At 69.4% G+C, this 19,003-nt stretch carries 17 protein-coding genes and 4 tRNA genes; 11 read left to right on the top strand and 10 right to left on the bottom strand.

Features of this window, described 5'->3' with window-relative positions; translation table 11 throughout:
- The first annotated feature begins 45 nt into the window (after positions 1–45).
- Positions 46–672 (top strand): hypothetical protein, encoded by a 627-nt coding sequence (locus AB0M93_RS08255; RefSeq protein WP_364269730.1) that lies wholly within the window; start codon positions 46–48, stop codon positions 670–672.
- A 384-nt stretch (positions 673–1,056) separates the two neighbouring features.
- Here the strand turns inward: AB0M93_RS08255 and AB0M93_RS08250 are convergent, their stop codons facing one another.
- Complete coding sequence (locus tag AB0M93_RS08250; RefSeq protein WP_364269728.1) at positions 1,057–1,239, bottom strand: hypothetical protein; 183 nt, start codon at positions 1,237–1,239, stop codon at positions 1,057–1,059.
- Between the two features lie 213 nt (positions 1,240–1,452).
- Positions 1,453–2,580, bottom strand: coding sequence for an AI-2E family transporter (locus AB0M93_RS08245; RefSeq protein ID WP_364270692.1), 1,128 nt, complete (start codon positions 2,578–2,580; stop codon positions 1,453–1,455).
- Positions 2,581–3,265: 685 nt separating this feature from the next.
- On the opposite strand from AB0M93_RS08245, the gene AB0M93_RS08240 reads away from it, so the two are divergent.
- Positions 3,266–3,937, top strand: coding sequence for an isochorismatase family cysteine hydrolase (locus AB0M93_RS08240; RefSeq protein ID WP_364269726.1), 672 nt, complete (start codon positions 3,266–3,268; stop codon positions 3,935–3,937).
- Positions 3,938–4,028: 91 nt separating this feature from the next.
- Here AB0M93_RS08240 and AB0M93_RS08235 read toward each other — a convergent pair whose 3' ends face one another.
- Complete coding sequence (locus AB0M93_RS08235; protein ID WP_364269724.1) at positions 4,029–4,172, bottom strand: hypothetical protein; 144 nt, start codon at positions 4,170–4,172, stop codon at positions 4,029–4,031.
- A 258-nt stretch (positions 4,173–4,430) separates the two neighbouring features.
- Positions 4,431–5,648, bottom strand: a complete 1,218-nt coding sequence (locus AB0M93_RS08230) for an amidohydrolase family protein (RefSeq protein ID WP_364269722.1) — start codon at positions 5,646–5,648, stop codon at positions 4,431–4,433.
- Positions 5,649–5,919: 271 nt separating this feature from the next.
- Here AB0M93_RS08230 and AB0M93_RS08225 point away from each other — a divergent pair, with 271 nt between their 5' ends.
- From AB0M93_RS08225 to AB0M93_RS08215, 3 genes are read left to right on the top strand one after another with little or no spacing between them, the layout of a single operon-like run.
- Positions 5,920–7,527, top strand: coding sequence for an aromatic amino acid ammonia-lyase (locus AB0M93_RS08225; RefSeq protein ID WP_364269720.1), 1,608 nt, complete (start codon positions 5,920–5,922; stop codon positions 7,525–7,527).
- Positions 7,524–8,705 carry a YbdK family carboxylate-amine ligase gene (locus AB0M93_RS08220; protein ID WP_364269718.1) on the top strand — a complete coding sequence of 394 codons (1,182 nt, stop codon included), beginning with the start codon at positions 7,524–7,526 and terminating at the stop codon, positions 8,703–8,705. The genes AB0M93_RS08225 and AB0M93_RS08220 overlap by 4 nt, the downstream gene beginning before the upstream one ends.
- 1 nt (position 8,706) lies before the next feature.
- Positions 8,707–9,192, top strand: coding sequence for a phenolic acid decarboxylase (locus AB0M93_RS08215; RefSeq protein ID WP_364269716.1), 486 nt, complete (start codon positions 8,707–8,709; stop codon positions 9,190–9,192).
- 10 nt (positions 9,193–9,202) lie between these two features.
- On the opposite strand, the gene AB0M93_RS08210 is transcribed toward AB0M93_RS08215, so the two are convergent.
- On the bottom strand, positions 9,203–10,342 hold the full coding sequence (locus AB0M93_RS08210) for a histidine decarboxylase (protein WP_364269714.1): 1,140 nt from the start codon (positions 10,340–10,342) through the stop codon (positions 9,203–9,205).
- Between the two features lie 445 nt (positions 10,343–10,787).
- On the opposite strand from AB0M93_RS08210, the gene AB0M93_RS08205 reads away from it, so the two are divergent.
- Together AB0M93_RS08205 and AB0M93_RS08200 are read left to right on the top strand one after the other, a co-directional pair.
- Positions 10,788–11,183, top strand: coding sequence for a hypothetical protein (locus AB0M93_RS08205; RefSeq protein WP_364269712.1), 396 nt, complete (start codon positions 10,788–10,790; stop codon positions 11,181–11,183).
- A 165-nt stretch (positions 11,184–11,348) separates the two neighbouring features.
- The gene (locus AB0M93_RS08200; protein WP_364269710.1) at positions 11,349–12,509 is read left to right on the top strand and encodes an LLM class flavin-dependent oxidoreductase; all 1,161 of its coding nucleotides are present in this window, start codon (positions 11,349–11,351) and stop codon (positions 12,507–12,509) included.
- 74 nt (positions 12,510–12,583) lie between these two features.
- Here AB0M93_RS08200 and AB0M93_RS08195 read toward each other — a convergent pair whose 3' ends face one another.
- Complete coding sequence (locus AB0M93_RS08195) at positions 12,584–13,261, bottom strand: Lsr2 family protein (RefSeq protein WP_364269708.1); 678 nt, start codon at positions 13,259–13,261, stop codon at positions 12,584–12,586.
- 270 nt (positions 13,262–13,531) lie between these two features.
- Here AB0M93_RS08195 and AB0M93_RS08190 point away from each other — a divergent pair, with 270 nt between their 5' ends.
- Positions 13,532–13,822, top strand: a complete 291-nt coding sequence (locus tag AB0M93_RS08190; RefSeq protein ID WP_364269706.1) for a helix-turn-helix domain-containing protein — start codon at positions 13,532–13,534, stop codon at positions 13,820–13,822.
- 33 nt (positions 13,823–13,855) lie between these two features.
- Complete coding sequence (locus AB0M93_RS08185; protein ID WP_364269704.1) at positions 13,856–14,440, top strand: hypothetical protein; 585 nt, start codon at positions 13,856–13,858, stop codon at positions 14,438–14,440.
- Between the two features lie 644 nt (positions 14,441–15,084).
- On the opposite strand, the gene AB0M93_RS08180 is transcribed toward AB0M93_RS08185, so the two are convergent.
- The 4 genes from AB0M93_RS08180 to AB0M93_RS08165 all read right to left on the bottom strand — a co-directional run bounded on the left by AB0M93_RS08180 (position 15,085) and on the right by AB0M93_RS08165 (position 15,863).
- A tRNA-Val gene (locus AB0M93_RS08180) sits at positions 15,085–15,156 on the bottom strand.
- A gap of 1 nt (position 15,157) precedes the next feature.
- Positions 15,158–15,228 (bottom strand) — tRNA-Cys (locus tag AB0M93_RS08175).
- 24 nt (positions 15,229–15,252) lie between these two features.
- Positions 15,253–15,325 (bottom strand) — tRNA-Gly (locus tag AB0M93_RS08170).
- 112 nt (positions 15,326–15,437) lie between these two features.
- Positions 15,438–15,863 (bottom strand): SsgA family sporulation/cell division regulator, encoded by a 426-nt coding sequence (locus tag AB0M93_RS08165; protein WP_013227152.1) that lies wholly within the window; start codon positions 15,861–15,863, stop codon positions 15,438–15,440.
- A gap of 391 nt (positions 15,864–16,254) precedes the next feature.
- On the opposite strand from AB0M93_RS08165, the gene AB0M93_RS08160 reads away from it, so the two are divergent.
- Both AB0M93_RS08160 and AB0M93_RS08155 read left to right on the top strand, forming a co-directional pair.
- A tRNA-Val gene (locus tag AB0M93_RS08160) sits at positions 16,255–16,326 on the top strand.
- A 776-nt stretch (positions 16,327–17,102) separates the two neighbouring features.
- A complete protein-coding gene (locus AB0M93_RS08155) occupies positions 17,103–18,629 on the top strand; it encodes a sugar transferase (RefSeq protein ID WP_364269702.1) in 1,527 nt (508 codons plus the stop codon).
- Positions 18,630–19,003 lie beyond the last annotated feature (374 nt).

The raw sequence follows: 19,003 nt of genomic DNA, 5'->3' as shown, positions 1-19,003 counted from the left end.
GCGTTGACCGTGCCCGGGCAGAAGACCGCGACCACCATGTCGCTGGTGAACAGTGTGACCATCACCGTGCTCGCCGCCGGTCCCGACTTGCCCGGCGGCAATCGATTCGGCGCTCTGGTGCTGGCTGTCGTCGCGGCCGGTGGCGCGGCCGTGCCGTGGCTGCTGGATGTCGTTGGGCGGCGACGGCGGTGGCGAAGCTCCGAGTACCAGCGTGAACTCGTGCTGGGTGCACCTCACCGGCGTACCCCGGAGGACGTCCTCAGATCGATGCACGACCTCCGGCGGCAGGACTTCGAATACGTCGTCATGAGCCGGAGCCGGCGGAATCGTGGTGCGGCTATCGCCGGCATCGCCGCCGGACTGCTGGTGTTGACGGGACTCGGCCTTGCCGTGGCCGGTGCGCTCGCCTCCGGAATTGCGATCGCCCTGATGGGCAGTGTGCCCGGCGCAGTCGCCAAGATGTACTACTCCCGCGCGGAGCAAGCCGACGCCGAAGTTCGCACGGTCCGACGTGAGATCGAGCGCGTCATCTTGCTCGAGACGATGGAATCCGGCCCGGCGCGGGACGCGTTGATCGCTGACCTTGTCCGCGGGGCGGCAGGAGTCACGACCTCGTCGAGCATCCACGTGGAAGCCCCGGCGTTGCCGGCCCGAAGCGATGATCCGGCCTGACGGCCAGGACGTGATCTTGGCGACGCGGGACTACGTGCGGCACGCGTTGCTGGTCCGGGCCGTCGGGCAGGGCCGGCGTCGTGGCCACGGAGGTCGTGGTCAACGCGATGCTGCCGGTCGTGCCGGGCATCATCGGCCGAGTCGTACGGGCGGCTCGTACGGCCGCGGGCGGAGTCGGCGTCCGGCGGGGCGTGACCGGCGGCGTCTCCGCCTCGGAGGACAGCCATGACATCCAGGCTTCGGTGATCGGGCACCTGTGGGAGCAGACCCGCTGCTACCCGCTGCGGCGCCGGCATCACATCGCGGCGAATCTGATGTGGCAAACGCAGCGAGCCGCGCAGCGCGACTTCTGTGTCGACCACAGCCAGACCGCCGCGGACGTTGTCAGCATCGACGATGACGAGACGCGGTCCCGCCCCAGGAGACCGCGACGATGTCGATGCGCTTGCCGTTCTGGCGGACGTACTCGGCCATCGGCTCGGCGAAAAGCTCGAAGCCCGTCAGCGACGGGAGGTCCACCGGTTGGATGTCCCATTCGTCCCGAAGACTCGGCGCGGCTTGGCGCACGAGCCGGGTGATGTCGGCGGTGACGTAGAACAGCCGTGCTCCGCTCAGTCGTCAATGCTCTTCCTCCAGAAGCAGGCTCGCCCCCTCCTCGGGGCGGCAGGTCGAGTAGTTCGGTCAGATAGTGGGCCGAAACGTTTCGAGCATAGGATCTTCAGTGCGCTAGAGGTCAAGGCGGGGTGGAGCGGCTCACCTCCCGAAGCGGGAGGGGATTGGTCACGCTTGGTCGAGGCGTGGGTAGAGCACCTCTTCGGCCAGCAGGAGGATCGCCGCGGCGACGGGGATGGCGACGAGCGCCCCGATGATGCCGAGCAGCGCGCCACCGAGCAGGACGGCGACGACGGTGACCAGTGCAGGCACCTTGAGCACGTTCCCGATGATCTTCGGCACCAGCAGGTAGTCCTCGACGAGCCGGTAGACGACGAAGAATCCCACTGTGGCCAAGAACACCGGGAGGGAGACGGTCAGCGCGACCAGGCTCACCAGGACGCCGCCGACCACGGATCCGATCACGGGGATGAGGTCGAGCACCGCGACCGCGATCGCCAGGAGCGCGGCGTAGGGGACGCCGAAGATCAGCAGCCAGATCAGGGTGAGGGCGCCGGCGATGACGGAGACGGCCAGGTTGCCCAGGACGTAGCCGCCGACTTTGGAGAAGATGTCGTCGCCGATGAGGATCGCCCGTGGCCGGCGGGAGTGCGGGATGAGCCGGTACATCGTGGCGCGGATGCGGGGCAGGTCGGCGACGAAGTAGATGGTCAGGACGACCACGATCAGCGCGTCGGTCACGACGTTGAAGACCGCTTTGCCGGCGCCCAGGACACCGCTGGTGAGGCCGCCGCCGGAGCTGAACGCCGACTCGATCGCCTGCTGCAGGTGGAAGCGTTCGTTGAGCCGGCCGAGGAAGGTGTTGTGGTCCTGCGCTTCGCGAAGGTACTCCGGGGCTTGCTTGACCAACGCGGTGGCCTGCTCGACGATCACGGGGATCGCGGCGGCGAGGAAGCCGCCGGCGGCGCCGAAGGCGACGACGAACACGGTGGTGACGGCGAGCCAGCGCGGGAAGCGATGTGTGACCAGCCACGAGACGGCGGGTTCCGCTCCGATGGCGAGGAACAGGGCCAATCCGACGAGCACGAGGATCTGTTCGGCGCCGGCGAGGAGCTGGATCAGGCCGTAGGTCACGGCGACCCCGGCCGCGGCGGTCATGCCGATGAAGAACGGCGATCGGCGGTCGAGCCGCTTGCCGATTCCGCCCAGCGGCTGTTCCGGAGTGCTGATTTCCGCGGCTTCGGCTTCGGCCTCGGCGACCGTGCCCTCTTCGTCGTCGCTGTGGGGTTGCCCCACCAGCGGGTGATGTCCTTCGGTGGCCGGATCGGAGGAGGAAGTCATGGGCACCGCGCTGTCTCGCACCCCGGGGTGCGTGGAGGAGGGCGGCGCGACCCGTGGTGACGGATCCGCGCGCGAGTGATCGGCTGTGAGCTCAACCGCGAGCAGGGTAGCCATCCCGACCGGGCTTGAACCGGCCGCAGGGGGCTGTTATCCGGATGGTACGTCCGCACCATGGCCCGGCCCCGATCCAGGCGCAGGACGTCCGCAGCCATAGCCCGCCACCGAGCAGGCCACCCAGCTTCCTACGATGCTGAAGAGTTCGATCGGCTGGAAGATGAACGACGCGTCGAGGCTGGCGCCGCCGAGCTGGACGCCGCGTGGCTGCTGCCGGCTCGGATGGGCGTCTCGGCCTAAGACCTTCTCGCAGCACAGTTGACTGCGCTCGGTCTTTACCGGCTACGCTGCCAGACCCGCGCCGCTTCCGCGATGAAGAACCAGGGCGTCAAGGTTGGGGAAGGGTCGGCGAAAACAAGCATGCCGGACCAGCCGGGGTTGTCGTCGCCGACGAGTGAGCCGGCCGCGGCAGTACAGGCTGAAACTGACTCGATTTGCGACCGGCGGGCGAACGGCGTGGTCACATCGTCAGCGGCTGGATTGTACAGATTGAGGAGATTGATTGATGGGTCATACGGCGTTGTTGATGATTGACATGCAGAATTCGTACGTCGCGGACGACGGCGTACGGGACGCGTTGGGCTGGCCGCCGATCTGGCGGTTGGAGGAGACCGTTGCGGCCTGTGCTGATCTGCTGGCAGCTGCCCGGGACCAGGAGCTGCCGGTCATCTATTCCCGATCGACTGGCAGCGCAGCCGGGGTCCTCGGACAGAATCCTCGGATAGCCCGGCTGCTTGCTCACCGTAGGCATCGGATTCCCGAAGTGGGAGCGGCCGAAGAGGCGTGGAAGCGACGGATCATGGACGCGGTTGCGCCCCAGCCAGCCGATGTCGTACTGGACAAGAGCCGGGCCAGCCTCTTCGACTACACCGAACTCGATCCGCTGCTGCACAACCTCGGTGTGCAGCGACTCGTTGTGGCCGGCCTGCAAACGAACGTGTGCGTCGAAGCCACCGCCCGAGCTGCGCTGGCCCGCAACTTCGAGGTCGCCGTGCCCAGCGACGCCGTGTCAACCGACGGCCCCGCTTTGCACGAGGGCGCGCTGAACTCCCTGCGCGTCCTCTACACCGAGGTCGCCCCGTGGCGGGAGATCCTTGCGCCCGACGCGTCCTGGGATCGTGCGTTTACCACGCCGGACTACGGCCGCGATCCGGCGTACTGGACCGAAACCTCCGTCACCGCGCGGCAAAGGCCGTGACAGTGCCGGGCCCGCCCGTCGGACGTCGTCTACCACTGAATGGTCAGCGCCAGGGGTTACGCGAGTTAGACAGGCATCCGGTGTGGTCCGCCTATTCGCAGCATTGCTCGCTGACGCAATCCGCGTTTCCCGCGGCGCCGATCCACTCACCGTTCCCGTCGTCGGCACCGCCGAGCAAATGGCGCTGATCACTGACCTTGCCGACCGTGACGCCGTTGACCAGTTGGGCGAGCATGCGCCACTGTGGCGTAACTGGAAGACCTCCGGGGGCTGCTCAAGCTGTTGCCGTACCGTCCGGCCAGAGGTGCGGGACGACTGACGATGCCTTTGCTCGTCGGGATAGGGAGGCGCGACCCCATTGTGTCCTCACCCGCCGCAGCCGCGGCGACGGCCCGAGCGGCGCAAGGGTGAGCTGCGCCGATACCCGGCTGGCCATTTCCCGTCTCGGGGGTGGAGCTTGATACCCGTGAACGTGGTCCGCGGTCGCCTTGGGTCAGGGATGGGTGTGCCGCTTGATGCGACCGCTCTGCACGACGAAGTCGATGTTTCCGGTGCAGTCGATGTCGTCGAAGGGGTCACCGGGCATGGCGACGAGGTCGGCGAGCGTGCCGGGGCGGATGGTGCCGCGGTCCGGAGTGGCGAGCAGCGCGGCGGCTTCGGAGGTGGCGGCGCGGAGGGCGCGCAGCGGGCTGATGCCGGTGGAGACCATTGCGGGGAATTCGCGCCAGTTGTCGCGGTGAGGCAGGACGCTGGCGTCGGAGCCGAATGCGATCCGGACCGCCGAGCCGGCGGGGTGGGAAGCGCACTGGTGGAGACGGTCGGCGTGAGTGCGGAACGTTTGCCTGAGGTGGCCTGGTTTGTCGGCCCAGAACTGGTCGTCGTCGAGGTGTCGTAGGCATTCGACGGTGACGACCTGGGTGGGGACGAGCCAGATGCCGTTGTCCGCGAGCGTCGAGAGCGTGGCGGAGGTGGCGAGTGAAGCGTGTTCGACGGAGCGGACGCCGGCGTGGGCGGCGCGGAGGATGCCTTCGTCGTTGAACGCGTGGACGGCGGCGGGTTTGCCGAGGTCGCGTGCGGTGGCGACGAGGGCGTCGACTTCGGCTCGGGAGTAGGTGACCAGCTCGGGATCGTCGTGCTCGGAGCCGAACCCGCCGGTGCCGGCGAACTTGATCCAGTCGGCGCCCAGTCGCGCTTCGGTGCGGACGGTGCGGATGACCTCGTCGACGCCGTCCGCCAGGGCGCCCAGTTCGACGCCGAAGCGTTCGGCCAGTCCGGCGGACTTGTCGCCGTGGCCCCCTCGCCCGGAGATGATGCGCGGCGCCACCACCATGCGCGGCCCCTCGACGACCCCTTCTCGCTGCGCCTGCTTCAGGTCGATGGTGATGGACGGGGGTGCGCAGCCGAGGTCGCGCACCGTGGTGAAGCCGTTGTCGAGCAGGGTGCGCATCGCCGTCACCGCCGCCAGGGTCTGGGCACTGATCGACGTGCCGGGTGACAGGTCGGGTACGACGTGGACGTGGCAGTCGATGAAGCCGGGAATGAGCGTGCGATCGCCGAGGTCGATCACCTCCGCTCCCCGCGTCCGGACCGGAGCGACTTCCTCGACGTGGCTCCCGTTGATGAGAATCGCGGTTCGTCCGGCAGGACGGTCGGCGTTCCCGTCCCAGAACCGGTCGGCGACCACGACCAGTGAGTCCGTTCCCGTTGACATTCGATCCTTTCCGGTGCGTCGGCTACGGCTCAGCCGGCGGCGGTTACGACCTTTAGTGGGCAGTACACCCGAAAAGCGCAGCCCCTGCGGGGGACCGCTACTGCCGGTAGGTTTCCGTAGTTGTTCGGACGGTTTCCAGCTGGTTGATCCTAGCAATTTCGACGGATTTTCGGGGATTGGTGATCTCTCGCGAGGGGCATCCATGGTCGTAGAACCGTGCGAGGAAAGTTCCCATGAAGACGATTGTTCGTGAGGATTGTGGAGGGCGACGGTGGACGACGCGACGGCCGAGAACGGACCGGTGATCTTGGGTGACGGTTCGCTGGACCCGCGGACAGCGGCACGGGTGGCCACCCGTGAGTTCCGAGGTGAGCTACGAATGTCCGACCGAGCGGCCGCGCGGGTGGACCGCAGTGCCGCGCTGCGCCGGCAGCTGGTCGAGGCCGGGCAGCCGCTGTACGGGGTGACCACCGGCTTCGGTGACAGCGCGCGGCGGGTCGTGTCGTCGGACAAGGCGGTGGAACTCCAGCTGGGCTTGGCCGAGTACCACTTGGCGGGGGTCGGTCCGCCGACGCCGCCCGAAGTGGTGCGGGCGGCGATGCTGATCCGGGCCAACTGCCTGGCCCGGGGTTCCTCGGGGGTGCGCCGCGGCCTGGTCGAGCTGATGCTCTCCTGCCTGGCCGCCGACCTGGTCCCGGTCGTGCCCCAGCGCGGTTCGGTCGGCGCGAGCGGTGATTTGACGCCGTTGTGCTACATCGCGAACGCCCTGCTGGGGCGGGGGGAGATCGTGGCGGGCGGTGAGCGCCGCCCGGCGTCCGATGCGCTGCGGGAGCACGGGTTGACGCCGTGGGAGCCGGAGCCCAAGGAGGTGCTGGCGCTGATCAACGGCACGTCGTTCTCCTCGGGCTTCGCGGTGGTCGCGCTGGAGCGCGCCACCCGCCTGGCCGATGCCGCCGAGGTGTGCACGGCGATGGCCTGCGAAGCCCTCGACGCCGACCGCAGCCACTACGACCCGGTGATCCACGAGCACAAGCCCCACCCCGGGCAGCGGGCGAGCGCCGCGGCCGTGCTGTCGCTGCTGGACGGGTCCGGGCTGGCCGAGGAGCACCCCGCGTCCCTGGGGGAGGAGCAGCAGGTCGACGGCGACTACGAGGAACTGGACCAGCCGATCCAGGAGCCGTACTCGCTGCGGTGTGCCCCGCAGGTGGTCGGGGTGTTGCGGGACACCCTCGACTGGGCCACCCGCTGGCTGGCGGTGGAGATCAACTCCGTGGACGACAACCCGCTGTTCGACCCGGACACGGGCAAGGCGTACAGCGGCGGCAACTTCTACGCCGGTCACGTCGGCCAGGCGATGGACTCGCTGAAGGTCGTGACGGCGTCCGTCGGCGACCTGCTGGACCGGCAGGTGGCGCTGCTGGTGGACGAGAAGCACAACCGGGACCTGACCCCGAACCTGATCCCCCGGGTGGGGGACGACGACCCGCACGCCGGACTGCGCCACGGCTTCAAAGCCGCCCAGATCACCTGTTCCGCCTTGGCGGCCGAGGCGCTGAAGAACACCATGCCCGCCACGGTGTTCTCCCGCTCCACCGAATGCCACAACCAGGACAAGGTCAGCATGGGCACCATCGCCGCCCGCGACGCGCACACCGTGGTGGAGCTGGTGGAGAACATCGCCGCGGTCCACCTGCTGGCGTCCTGCCAGGCGCTGGACCTCCGCGGCGCGGACCGGGCGGCGCCCGCCACGAAGGCGGTGCACGACATCGTCCGCGAACACGTGCCGCCGGTCGAAGACGACCGCGGGATGGAAGGGGATTTCCGCGCTGTCGCGCAGTTGCTGCGCACCGGGGCCGTCCTGCGGGCCGGTGAGCGATGAGCGCCGCCGGCACCGCCCTCAAGGCGTCGACCACCCGGGCCGAAGGCGACGGCGTGACGATCGGAGTGGAGGAGGAGTTCCTCCTCGTGAGCCGGGGATCGCTCCTTCCCGCCGGCGAAGCCGCGGCAGTGCTGGCCGGGATGCTTCCCGCGGACCTGGCCGGCGGAAGCTGCGCGGCGCGCGAGCTGTGGGACACCGAGGTCGAGACGAACACCGGGATCTGCTCGGACTTGGCCCAGGTGCGCGACCAGCTCGCCCGCAACCGGGCCGCCCTGCGGCGTTCGGCCCGGGCGCAGGGCTTGGAGCTCGTCCCGGTCGGGCACCCGCCCTTCGGCACCGAAACCGCACCGCCCCGGCGCGACGGCCACTACGAGTGGATGAGCGACGCCTACGCGGGTGCCTTGGCCGACCAGGAGATCTGCGGCTGCCACGTCCACGTCGGGCTCGGGGACCGGGAGGCCGGTGTCGCCGTCCTCAACCACCTGGCACCGTGGCTGCCGACCTTGCTGGCGCTCAGCGCCAACTCGCCCTTCCGCCGGGGCCGGGACACCGGGTTCCACAGCTGGCGGATGATGGTGCTGGGCCGCCTGCCCGCCGCCGGCCTCCCGCCGTGGTTCTCCTCGGCCGCCGAGTACGACGCCGACCTCGACCGCCTCCGGGAGTGCGGGCTGCTGCCCTCCGACCACGGCGGCCTGCGCCTGGCCCGGCTGTCCGACCACCTGCCCACCCTCGAGGTCCGCGTCGCCGACACCACGGTCACCACCGGCGAAGCCGTGCTCTACGCCGCCTTGGTCCGCGGCCTCGTGCGCACCGCGCTGGGCGAGCTGGACGCCGGCCGGGAAGCCCGCCGCTGCAGCGACACCGTGCTCGGCGACGCGTTGTGGGCCGCGGCCCGGCACGGCCTCGACGGTCCGGCCGTGGACCCGTGGAGCGGCACGCCGACATCACCGCACGCGATGGCGTCGCGGCTCTACCGGCACATCGAGGACGCTTTGGCCGCGACCGGCGACCTCGCGGAGGTGCGCACCCTGCTCCATGCGCTGCTCACCCGCGGCAACGGAGCCATGCGACAGCGTCTCGCGGCTGCGCGGCGCGGCGTACCGGGCGCGCTCGACATGCTCGTCCGGGACCCGGTGGGCGAGACACCTTCGCCGGTGACACCTTCAGGAGGCGAGTGACGTGCACGACACCCTGCCCGGCAAGCACCTGATCTACACCTACGACAGCGGGTGGCAGTACGAGCTGTACGTCAAGAACGCCACCACGATCGACTACCGCATCCACAGCGGGCCCGTCGGCGGGCGGTGGGTCAAGGACCAGGCCGTCCACACCGACCGCCTCGGCCCCGGTGTCCACACCCTGTCCTGGACCGAACCCACCGGCACGTCGGTCGCCTTGGTCGTCGACCTGGCGCACCGCCGGCTCCACGGCGTGATCTTCTTCCCCCGCTGGGTGTGGGAAGACCCCGCCAAGACCGTGTGCTTCCAGAACGACCACCTCGACCGGATGACCGCCCTCCGCGACACCGGACCGGCCTACCCGGTCGAGGTGGTCGACGAGAGCGCGCGGATCACCTTCGTCGACCAGTGCGACACCGACGACGACGGCGTCATCGACCGCGCACCCGGCGAACTGCCCGACGGGTACGCCGACCGCACCCGGTGAACCGGCCGCGTCACGTGAGGTCCGCGCAGAGCCGGTCGACGAGCTCGGTGGTGACGTGCGGCATGACGGACAGGTGCGCGCGCCCGTCGACCTCGAGCAGGTGCCACGCACGCATGACCTGCTCGTCCGGGCGGTCGAACAGCACGACGTTGCCACCGGGGAAGCGGGCCGGGTTGCGCCCCGCCTCCGCCAGGCGCCGGACCGCGTGCTCGGTGACTTCCAGGCACTGCCGGACCCGGGCGGCGAATCCGGTGCGCCCCAGTCCGCGCAGCGCGTACCACAGCAGCAGCGGGGACAGCGCGTCCCGCGACCCGCCGATCGTGTCGTCGTCACTGCCCACCGCCACCCCGGGCCTGCGGATCGTGTCCGCGTCCACCTCCCGCACGAGGACGACACTGCTGGGCAGCGGCGATCCGATGATCTTGTGCCCGCTGACCGACACGCTGTCCGCGCCGTCGGGGAACGACCAGGGGCGCCGCGGCTGCCCGAACTCGGCCAGCGGCCCGCCGAACGCCGCGTCGGAGTGGACGTACACCTCGTCCACCCCCGCGTCGGAGCAGGTCCGCCGGATGCCTGGGATGTCGTCGACCGCGCCCCGGCCGGTGGAACCGACGGTGGCGACCACGATCGCCGGCGCCTTCCTGCTGCCGACCTCGCGCCCGAGCGCCGAGAGATCCATCGCCCCGGTCGCGTCCACGTCCACCGCCACGTAGGGCACGCGCAGCAGCCTCGCGATCTTCGGCATCGAGTAGTGCGCCTCGCGCGACGCGAACAGCACGCCGTCCGGGTACCGCTCACGCGCTACGAAGGCCGCGAAGAGGTTCGCCTCGGTACCCCCGTGCGCCACGTGACCGAACACCTCGTCCGGCTCGCCACCGGCCAGCTCGGCGAAGAAGGCGGTGACCGCCTGCTCGAAGGGCTTGCTGTCGAGCCCGTACTCACTCGCCTGCCCGGGACTGCCCGCGTTGTTCAGGTGCACCGACAGGAAGGGGGCCAGCGGGCGGTAGTCGAATTCCAGGTTGACCGGAAATCCCGCCATGCGCCGGGATTGCTCCTCGACCGACGTCGCGAAGCGGTGCAGCAATTCGACGTCCGAGCGCTGGTCGCCGTCGCCGCGCAACGGGATCCGCAGTTCTTCCGGTGTGAACACGAAGACCACCTCTCGGACGGGGCACCACACCCGCCCACGTCCTCACCCGCATTCCGCGTTCAAGGAGCGCCAGGAGCGATGTCGTTGGGGCAGGCCACGTCCCATCATGCCTGGAACCCCGATCGCCGCCAAGGTGAACTCGACGAAGGCAGCTCGGCACCGAATGCCTGAGCGGTGCCGAACTCTTCGCCGACTTGATCCAGTCGGATGAAATGGGAAGGCAAAGCGGGCTGTCCGGTTATCCAACCGGAGATGAGGACGGGCCCGGGTTTGCCGGTGAGGTGGACAAGAGCAACCCCGCTGCTAGCAGGAACACCGTTTGCCGGGCGCCGCGGGCGCGGTTGCTGCGGACCGGCGCCGTCCTCGTCACGGCGGGGCTGTTCGGTGGCCTGGTGATCATGTCGGTGCGGGCCGCCGCTTTCGGCGCGGACGTCGTTTCGCTGGCGTGGCGGCTGGTCACTGGCAGCAGCGCCGGACTACCCGCCTGGCGGTCGCGCTCGTCACCTTGGCCATGGTGCTTGCCGCGGTGTCACCCGTCGTGCTGGCGCTGCACGGCATCGGCGGGGACGGCTTCGAGCACGCGAATTCGGCCGGGAGTGACGGCGGACTGGGTGGCGCTCTCGGCGGTACACATGTCGACGAGCACCTCGGCCTGGCCGACCTCGTCCGGCGTGGGCTGGTCGATCTCACCCAGAGGCGCGGCAACGCCGGACGTCCCGAAGCACCGGTCACCGCGCGGCCGGAAGCTCGCGGCGGCCGCTCGTCGGCGGAGTTTGGGCGGTCGCTCCGGCTACGACAACACCGCTCGCGGTCGGCGGCTGCGGCCGCAGACCATCCGTAGATGACCAGGATGATCGGCACGCCGAGGATCGCAGGTCCGACGGGCCGTGAAAGCGGGCCATCCGGAGTCCGGGAAATGAACTGGTCCGTCCGAGTGACCCTCGGTAACGGAGAGATAGCCCTGGGGGACTGACCTTGCGGTGACCCCGACGCAGAGGAGTTGTGGATGAAGATCGACCTGTTCAACGAGATCCAGAACCCGAGGCCCTGGTCCGAAGGGCACGAACAGCTGCGGTTCCGGCAGGCCATCGAACAGGCCGTACTCGCCGACGAGTTGGGCTACGGGTGCTGGTGGCAGGTCGAGCACCATGGCGCGGGGGAGTTCAGCCTTTCGTCCGCGCCCGAGCTGATGCTCGCCGCGCTCTCGCAGCGCACCAGCCGGATCCGGCTCGGGCACTCCGCGGTGCTCGCGCCCGGGCCGTTCAACCACCCGATCCGCGTCGCCGAGCGGGCGGCGACGCTCGACCACCTCAGCGGTGGACGCGTGGAGCTGGGCCTGACCCGCTCGACGATCCCCGAGTGGCGCCTGTTCGGTATCGAGCCCGATGACGCGCGCGCCCAGACGCAGCAGGCGTTCGAGATGGTGCCGAAGATGTGGACGTCTGAGCTGTTCTCCTACGAGAGCGAGGCCTACCGCGTCGACGGCGTCGGGATCGGGCCGAAGCCGCTACAGCAGCCGCACCCACCGCTGTGGCAGGCCGCCGCGAGCCCGGCGTCGTTCGAGGAGGCCGGCCGGCGCGGGGTGGGAGTGCTAGGCACGACGATGTGGGAGTCCCTGGAACGCGCTGGCCGCCTGGTCGGCCTGTACCGCGCGGCGGCCGCGCAGTGCACGGAGCCGGTCGGGGCGTTCGTCAACGACCAGGTCGGCTTCTTCACGTTCGTCCACTGCGCGGAGACGGACGAGGAGGCGATGCGCAACGGCGCGGCGGCGGCCGCGGCGTGGTACACAGTGACGGCGCTGACGTTCTTCGAAGCGGCGACGGAGTTCGTGCGCGCCAACGCCCGCAACGAGGAGCTGATGGAGTCCTCAGGCCTGACGGGGGACTTCCTGCGCGGTGAGGCTTTGAACGCACCGTCGGAGGCGAATCTTCTGGTTGCCCGGATCCTGCAGGGCGAGCAGGTCCCGGACAACGAGGTGTTCGAGGTGCTGAGTGCGCAGGACTCGCTGATCGTGGGCAGCCCGGAGACGTGCCGCAAAAAGCTGCGCGCGTACGCGGAACTGGGCATCGACCGGATGATGTGCCTCCAGCAGATCGGCGGCATTCCGCACGAGAAGGTGCTGAAGAGCATCCGGCTGATCGGCGAGCTGATCCCGGACCTGGCGTGACACCCGGGTGGAGCGGCATCGGCCGCCCACCGCTGACGTCGTGAAGCCGCCGTCGACCGGAACCACCACTCCGCTCAAGTGACTTGCCCGAACTCGGTGTACAGCCACGCTGGATTGGCGATGCGCTGCTCGATCATCTCCGCGACCCGGTGCTGGGTCCGGCCCACATTCTCGGCGAGGGCGGCGACGGTCCACTCGAGAGCCGTCGGCACGGAGGCATCCGGCCCGGCCGCCGCGGCCGACCGGCCAGCCGCCGGGTGTGGTCGAAGGTCGCCTTCTGGGTCCGTTCTGTGATCAGTTGGGTACTGTTCGAACCCGCGCCCGTGCGCACCGGGGAAAGGCCGCTTCGCTGCGGTCCCGGGCTGGTGCTTCCGATTGCTTTCCCTGCTGACGTGTCGGCGAGATGAGTGGTAGGCGTCGATGACGGTCTTCGCGATGCGGCCCTGATCTGCTACTTCATATCCGTTTTCGCGAGCCCATGTGCGGACGCCGTGAGTCGCTGTGTAGCTCGTACTTGGCTCCCGTTCCTGTTTTGTGCTGTCAGTCGGCTGGCCGACGGCGACCTTGATCCGGCGGCCACCGGTTCGGCGTGCGGCCGCCACATATGGTGCCAGTGCTTCGCGTAGTGCGTTGGCGTTCGTTGTGGACAGATCGATCTCGTAGGCGACGCCGTCGAGTCCGAACGGGACGGTTTGCTCGGCGGGGCTGCCGTCCGTGTCGTCGAGTATCTCGATCGAGACCCTCTTGGTCATCTGCTCCCCCTTTCCTTCTGGTGCTGGTTCCGATACTGGTTCGTCGGATAGTGGCGTCGCAGAATCGCGGGGCGTTGTCGGGTTCGCTCATGGACGAGGCTCTTTGACTTTATTTCGAGAGCCTATTGACTGTCGGTCGTGCTTCCGCGTGGATAGGTGTGTGCTGTGGCGAACACTTCCCTGACCGACTCGGTTTTCTGACAACAAGAATGGAGTGCCGTGATGGAGAACGAATGCGACCACGGGAGCGGAAACGGCTGCGCTGTCGCCGTGGCCATCCGCGAGCTCGCGGCGGCGGTGCGGGCGACCGCGCCGGAGCCGCTGCCGGATCCGGATGCGTTGCTGACCGCGGAAGAGGTGGGGGAGTTGCTGCAGCTGTCGCCGAGGACCTTGAAGGACCAGGCCGCCGCCGGCGTGCTGCCGCATCACCGGTTCGGCAGGCATGACCGGTTCACCCGCGCCGATGTCGCCGAGATCGTGCGGCTCAGCGCTGCTCCGGTGAAGCCGCCGCGACGGCGGGTGTCCGTTGCGGAGGTTGCCCAGGACTTCCGTGCCGCGTGAGGCGGGCGGAGTAACAGAGAAGAGGAGTCAAGGATGGCCCACGGCCAGGAAGAGCCCGGCACGGGTGAGTGGCGTGCCCGGTACAAGCGTCCCGACGGGACGTGGGGGAGCAGGTCGGGTTTCCCCACCAAGAAGGCGGCTGAGGAGTGGGGGCTGGAGCAGGAGGCCCTGATCCGGCGGAACCTCTGGCTGGACCCGCGCGATGGCGAGACCCGTTTCGACGACTTCGCCAAGGAGTGGCTGGCGGCGGTGGCTCCGCGGCTGGAGCTGAACACGGTCGCGAAGTACCGGTCCTTCCTCGACACGCAGCTGTTGCCGCAGTGGAAGGCATGGCCGTTGATCGCGATCTTCAACGGCTACGTCGAGATCGAGCGGTGGCTGCCGGAGCTGCATGAGGACGTGCGTGCCCGGATGATCCCGGCCAATCCATGCAGCGGGGTCCGGGTGTCCAGCGGCGAGTTCGACACCGAGAGGCTGGTCGCCACGCCGGCACAGGCGCTGCGGGCCGCAATGCGGCTCTACGAACTCGGGCTGGGGAAGTCTGGGTTCGTGCTGTCGGGCAGCAGCGGCACGAGTACGACTCCGGGCTGCGAGGCATTGAGATCCACACCCCGCTGAAGGAGTCGGCGGGAAGGTCTACAAAGGAGGCCGGAAGAGGGATGATCATCACGCGGATGGTCGTCAGTGGCCGACGACGAGGCGTGGCAACTCCCGGCCGAAGGAGGGCGCACCAAGACGCCTGCGCGTACGAGGTCGTGGCGCTGCTGCCGGGCATCGCGGTGCTGTATGAGGAGCTGATGGACAGCCACCGCGAACCCTTCGTGCTGTGCACGCCGGAAGGGCATCCGTGGTGGCGGCCGAACTTCCGGATCCGGTTCTGGCGGCCGGCGTGGGGACGGGGTCGAGCTCGACGGCCCGGGGGTGGGGGAGCGGCCTCCGCCGATCCTGCCGGCGTGCACCTTCCACGAAGGCCGCCAGACAGCACCTGACCGACCGAGAACGGGATTCTGCCGGGGAGGCTGGGGCAGAAGACGAAGGGCATCGCCCGGCGCCGAGGCCACATGACGCCGGTGATGGTCGACCAGGCACTGGAAGCCCGGGAGGAATGTTGGCTGAGCGGCTGCCTAGGCACTCCGAAAGGTGACCAGACCGGGGGGCCGGGGGCGTGCCCCCGGCGGGGGTGTGGGGGCTCGGCCCCCACAGGACACGACGAAGAGAGCCCCGCTTGCGTGTTCCGCAAGCAGGGCTCTCCCGCGATCGAGTGCGCGATACTGGGATTGAACCAGTGACCTCTTCCGTGTCAGGGAAGCGCTCTCCCGCTGAGCTAATCGCGCGAGGTGGAGACGGGATTCGAACCCGTGTACACGGCTTTGCAGGCCGTTGCCTCGCCTCTCGGCCACTCCACCGTGACTAGGCCCGAGAGCCTATCGAGCGGATGACGGGATTCGAACCCGCGACCCTCACCTTGGCAAGGTGATGCGCTACCAGCTGCGCTACATCCGCACTCCGCAGCTCCGGGAGGCTGTTCCCCCGTCGCCGTGGTGTGGGAAAACCATATCGGACCCCGAAATCCGGGCTGACACCGGGGTGTCACTCCGCTGTTGCGTGGCCGTCATCAGGCCAAATCGTGGGGGATGAGGTGCGTGAGGGCGTCGTCGACGTCGACCCACAGGTGCTCGTTGCCCGGGAGGACCACGTCGTACGTGCGGTCGAGGAAGTCGGCCAGCTCCTGGGCGGATGCTTCGAACATCGCGTGGCCGGACGGGGAGTTCAGCTCGATCAAGACCGCTTCGGGGTCCTCGACCGAGGGGCGGATGCGGACGTCGCCGTCGCCCGCGTCGGCCAGGAGGCCGTCCGCGAGGAGGTCACGTGCGTACACCCACTCGACCCAGCCGGCCCGGCCGGTGCGGAAGGCCGCGACGACCGCATACGGGTCGCGTGTGTCGTAGCGCAGCTCCACCTTCACCGGAACCGCGGGAGTCCGCGGCGCCAGCAGGTCGAAGACCGCCGTCGAGCGGAGCGTCACGTGATCGTTGCGCATCGTCCTACCCTTCGTCTCCCTTCCCGGCCCGGCCCGGCCGAGGGCATCACCACTGGGACGCATCGGGAGGCCTGTTCCGTCGCGGGTGCGCCGCAGATCACCCGTCCGGGCTCTTCGGCCCCCGTCTCCACCCGTGACCACCCACGGCGCGCAGCTGACCGGCGCGCCCCGTGGGGCCCACGACCTCCATACTGCGCGGTTTAGTCGCCGGGCGATAGCACCGTCGCACGTATGTCGAACGTGCCGTCACGCGGCCCCCCGCTCGCGCAACCCCGGCTAGCTCGGGGTTGTTCGTTCCGTACTCGCCGGTAAGCGGAGTGTGGTCGCCAGGATCCACCCGTTTGCAGGCGCCTGAAAGTCGTACGCTAGAGTTCTTCACAACACCGCGAGCGGGCGATTAGCTCAGCGGGAGAGCGCTTCGTTCACACCGAAGAGGTCACTGGTTCGATCCCAGTATCGCCCACGCGAGAGTCCTGAGAGAGCCCCGTCCGCCGAACTGCGGACGGGGCTCTCTTCGTCTTCGCTGCCGCGGGCGCCCAGGCCGGGCCACGTTTCCGCGCCGCCCGCCCAACCGGAGTGAACGATCCGTTCGGCTCCGCCGTATCTGCTCACGAGTGCAGTGCACGCCCCGGCCGCCGAGGCTCGCCGGAACTGCCTCCGAACCGTGCCGCCGCGGCGGCTTTCTGTCGAACGCGACTCCGTGGGAGGGCGATGTGATCCTCGGCACGCCGCGGTGCCCGATCCGCCCGCGCCCCCGCGTGGGACCCGCGCTGCCCGACGTGTGACAGACCGCCGCGCGTGACGCCGCGGCGATGAATGTCACTGTCGGTTCCCGTGGACGCCGGCGCGAACCGGTCCGCCGGACCTGTGGTCCACTGTGGACCACCCCGCGGATCCAGTGTCCACAGTAGAGCCGGTCGGCCCGTTCGGCCGTTCGGCGCTGCTTGGTCCACCCGAGTGCGGGTACCGTCCTATTCGTTACGGAACGTAGTTTTCACGGGGATACGCCCTATTACCCATCGTCATCATCTTGTTATGACCCGGCCATTTTCTGGCGGGGAAGAGGCGCAACATGTGGCTGGAAATCCCTTGTAACGCTGCCGAGAGAGTCGCCGATAACTTGCCGTGTGAAGCCTCCGCGGGCTCTGCGCGACTACTGAACTGTAGTGACTCTCCGAAATCGTTTTCGGTGACGCTGCGTGCCTGCGGGCCAACCAGATCCTGTTCCCGGGAGGTCAGATGGAAGAGTCGGTGCGGCCTTCGTACACGGTGAGCCAGCCACCGCCGCACATCGACCTCCAGGCCATCCCGCTCCCCGTCAAGCGAGACGGTCACGCCGACGACGACGCCGCAAGCCCGTCGTCGAAAGCGTGGCCCGCCGCCTGGGAAGCGCGGTACAGAGCCTGGGTCATCGGCAGCGATGTGTTCATCACGCTGCTGGTGATCGCGATCAGCGCGTTCGTCATCGATCGCGTTGCCCCCCATGACATGCACGCCTTCGGCACCATGCTCGCCGTCTTCGTCTCCCTGCCCGTCAGCCGGGCCTGGAGCCCGCGCGTGCTCGGCGAAGGCGCGGAGGAGTACCGCACCCTCGGCCGCGGCTTCATCACCGCCGCCGTCCTCGTCGCGCTGGGCGGCCTGCTGTTCGGCGCGCTCGAGGTCCAGGTCTGGGTGTTCGTCGTCGTCCCGGCCATCGCGCTGGTCGCCTTCCCGCAGCGCTACCTGCTGCGCCAGGTGCTGCACCGCAAGCGCGCCAAGGGACTGTGCCTGCTGCCGGTGATGGCGGCGGGCAGCCCGGAAACCGTCGCCGACCTGATCGCCCGCACCCGCTCCGAGGTGCACGTCGGCTGGCGCGTCGAGGCGGCCTGCACGTTCAGCGGCCACGGCGAAGACCGCGAAAGCGGCGAGATCGACGGCGTCCCGGTCGTCGGCCGGCTGGAGGAGCTGTCCCGGCACGTCCGGCGCGGCGGCTACCGGGTCGTGGCGATCACCGCCGACCAGTACTGGACGCCGAAGCGCCTGCAGCGGCTGGCCTGGGACATGGAGGGCACCGGCGCGGAGATGGTCGTGGCGCCGGTCCTGATGGAGGTCGCCGGCCCCCGGCTCAACGTCACCGGCGTGCTCGGCATGCCGCTCCTGCGGGTCACCGCGCCGATGTTCACCGGCGGCCGCCGGGTGGTGAAGGAGATCGTCGACCGCTGCGGTTCGGCGCTGCTGCTCACGATGCTGTCCCCGCTGCTGCTGGTGATCGCGGTGGCCATCAAGCTGAACGACCGCGGCCCGGTGATCTACCGCCAGCGCCGCGTCGGCCGCGACGGCGCCACGTTCACCATGCTCAAGTTCCGGACGATGGTCACCAACGCCGACGAAATCCGGAAAACGCTGGAACAGGAGAACGAGGGCGCGGGCCCGCTGTTCAAGATGAAGCGCGACCCCCGTATCACCCGTGTGGGTGGTTTCCTGCGCCGGTATTCGCTCGACGAGGTGCCGCAGCTGTTCAACGTCGTTTCCGGGAAGATGTCGCTCGTCGGCCCACGCCCGCCGCTGCCGGAGGAAACCGCGCAGTACGCGCCGGACGCGCGCCGCCGGCTGCTGGTCAAGCCGGGGCTGACCGGGCTCTGGCAGGTCAGCGGGCGCAGCGACCTCACGTGGGCGGAGAGCATCCGGCTCGACCTGCGTTACGTCGAGGACTGGTCCCTGGCCCTGGACCTGGTGATTCTCTGGAAGACCTTCCGCGCGGTGATGGGCGGGCAGGGCGCCTACTGACCCGTCCCCGCCGCGCCGCGCACCACGGCCGCCGACTCCCGCCGCGGGGAGCCGGCGGCCGTGTCCGTTTCCGGGGACGGGCGCCGCTGTGCACGCCCGGAGCCACGAGCGGCCTCAGGGCGAGGATTCGCCGTGCCCCCGTCTCCGCGAGCGGCAGCCGCTGCCCGGAGCCGCCGCAGAGCCGCTTCTCCGGCCGTTCGCGGCGACGGCCTGCGCCTGCGAGCCGCACGCGCCCACTGCACGGCGCTACCGGCCGCACCGCCGCCCGCGACCAGCCGCCGCACTCAACAGCCCACAAGGCCGCCTGGGCGCCCCTGTTCGCCGGATGCGGCCCGCGCCCGCCGGGACATCCCGGATGCCCCATCTGCTCGGCT

This window comes from Amycolatopsis sp. NPDC051102 (genome assembly GCF_040682815.1).
Classification (GTDB): Bacteria; Actinomycetota; Actinomycetes; order Mycobacteriales; family Pseudonocardiaceae; genus Amycolatopsis.
Note: the sequence above shows the minus strand (reverse complement) of the source record. Positions and strands in the feature narration are given on the sequence as shown.

Bases quoted from the DNA above. Each gene is read 5' to 3' on its own strand.
- AB0M93_RS08230 (WP_364269722.1), bottom strand. From the start codon at position 5,648: ATGTCAACGGGAACGGACTCACTGGTCGTGGTCGCCGACCGGTTCTGG.
- AB0M93_RS08155 (WP_364269702.1), top strand. From the start codon at position 17,103: ATGGAAGAGTCGGTGCGGCCTTCGTACACGGTGAGCCAGCCACCGCCG.
- AB0M93_RS08195 (WP_364269708.1), bottom strand. From the start codon at position 13,261: ATGACCAAGAGGGTCTCGATCGAGATACTCGACGACACGGACGGCAGC.
- AB0M93_RS08235 (WP_364269724.1), bottom strand. From the start codon at position 4,172: ATGCTCGCCCAACTGGTCAACGGCGTCACGGTCGGCAAGGTCAGTGAT.
- AB0M93_RS08165 (WP_013227152.1), bottom strand. From the start codon at position 15,863: ATGCGCAACGATCACGTGACGCTCCGCTCGACGGCGGTCTTCGACCTG.
- AB0M93_RS08200 (WP_364269710.1), top strand. From the start codon at position 11,349: ATGAAGATCGACCTGTTCAACGAGATCCAGAACCCGAGGCCCTGGTCC.
- AB0M93_RS08185 (WP_364269704.1), top strand. From the start codon at position 13,856: ATGGCCCACGGCCAGGAAGAGCCCGGCACGGGTGAGTGGCGTGCCCGG.
- AB0M93_RS08240 (WP_364269726.1), top strand. From the start codon at position 3,266: ATGATTGACATGCAGAATTCGTACGTCGCGGACGACGGCGTACGGGAC.
- AB0M93_RS08220 (WP_364269718.1), top strand. From the start codon at position 7,524: ATGAGCGCCGCCGGCACCGCCCTCAAGGCGTCGACCACCCGGGCCGAA.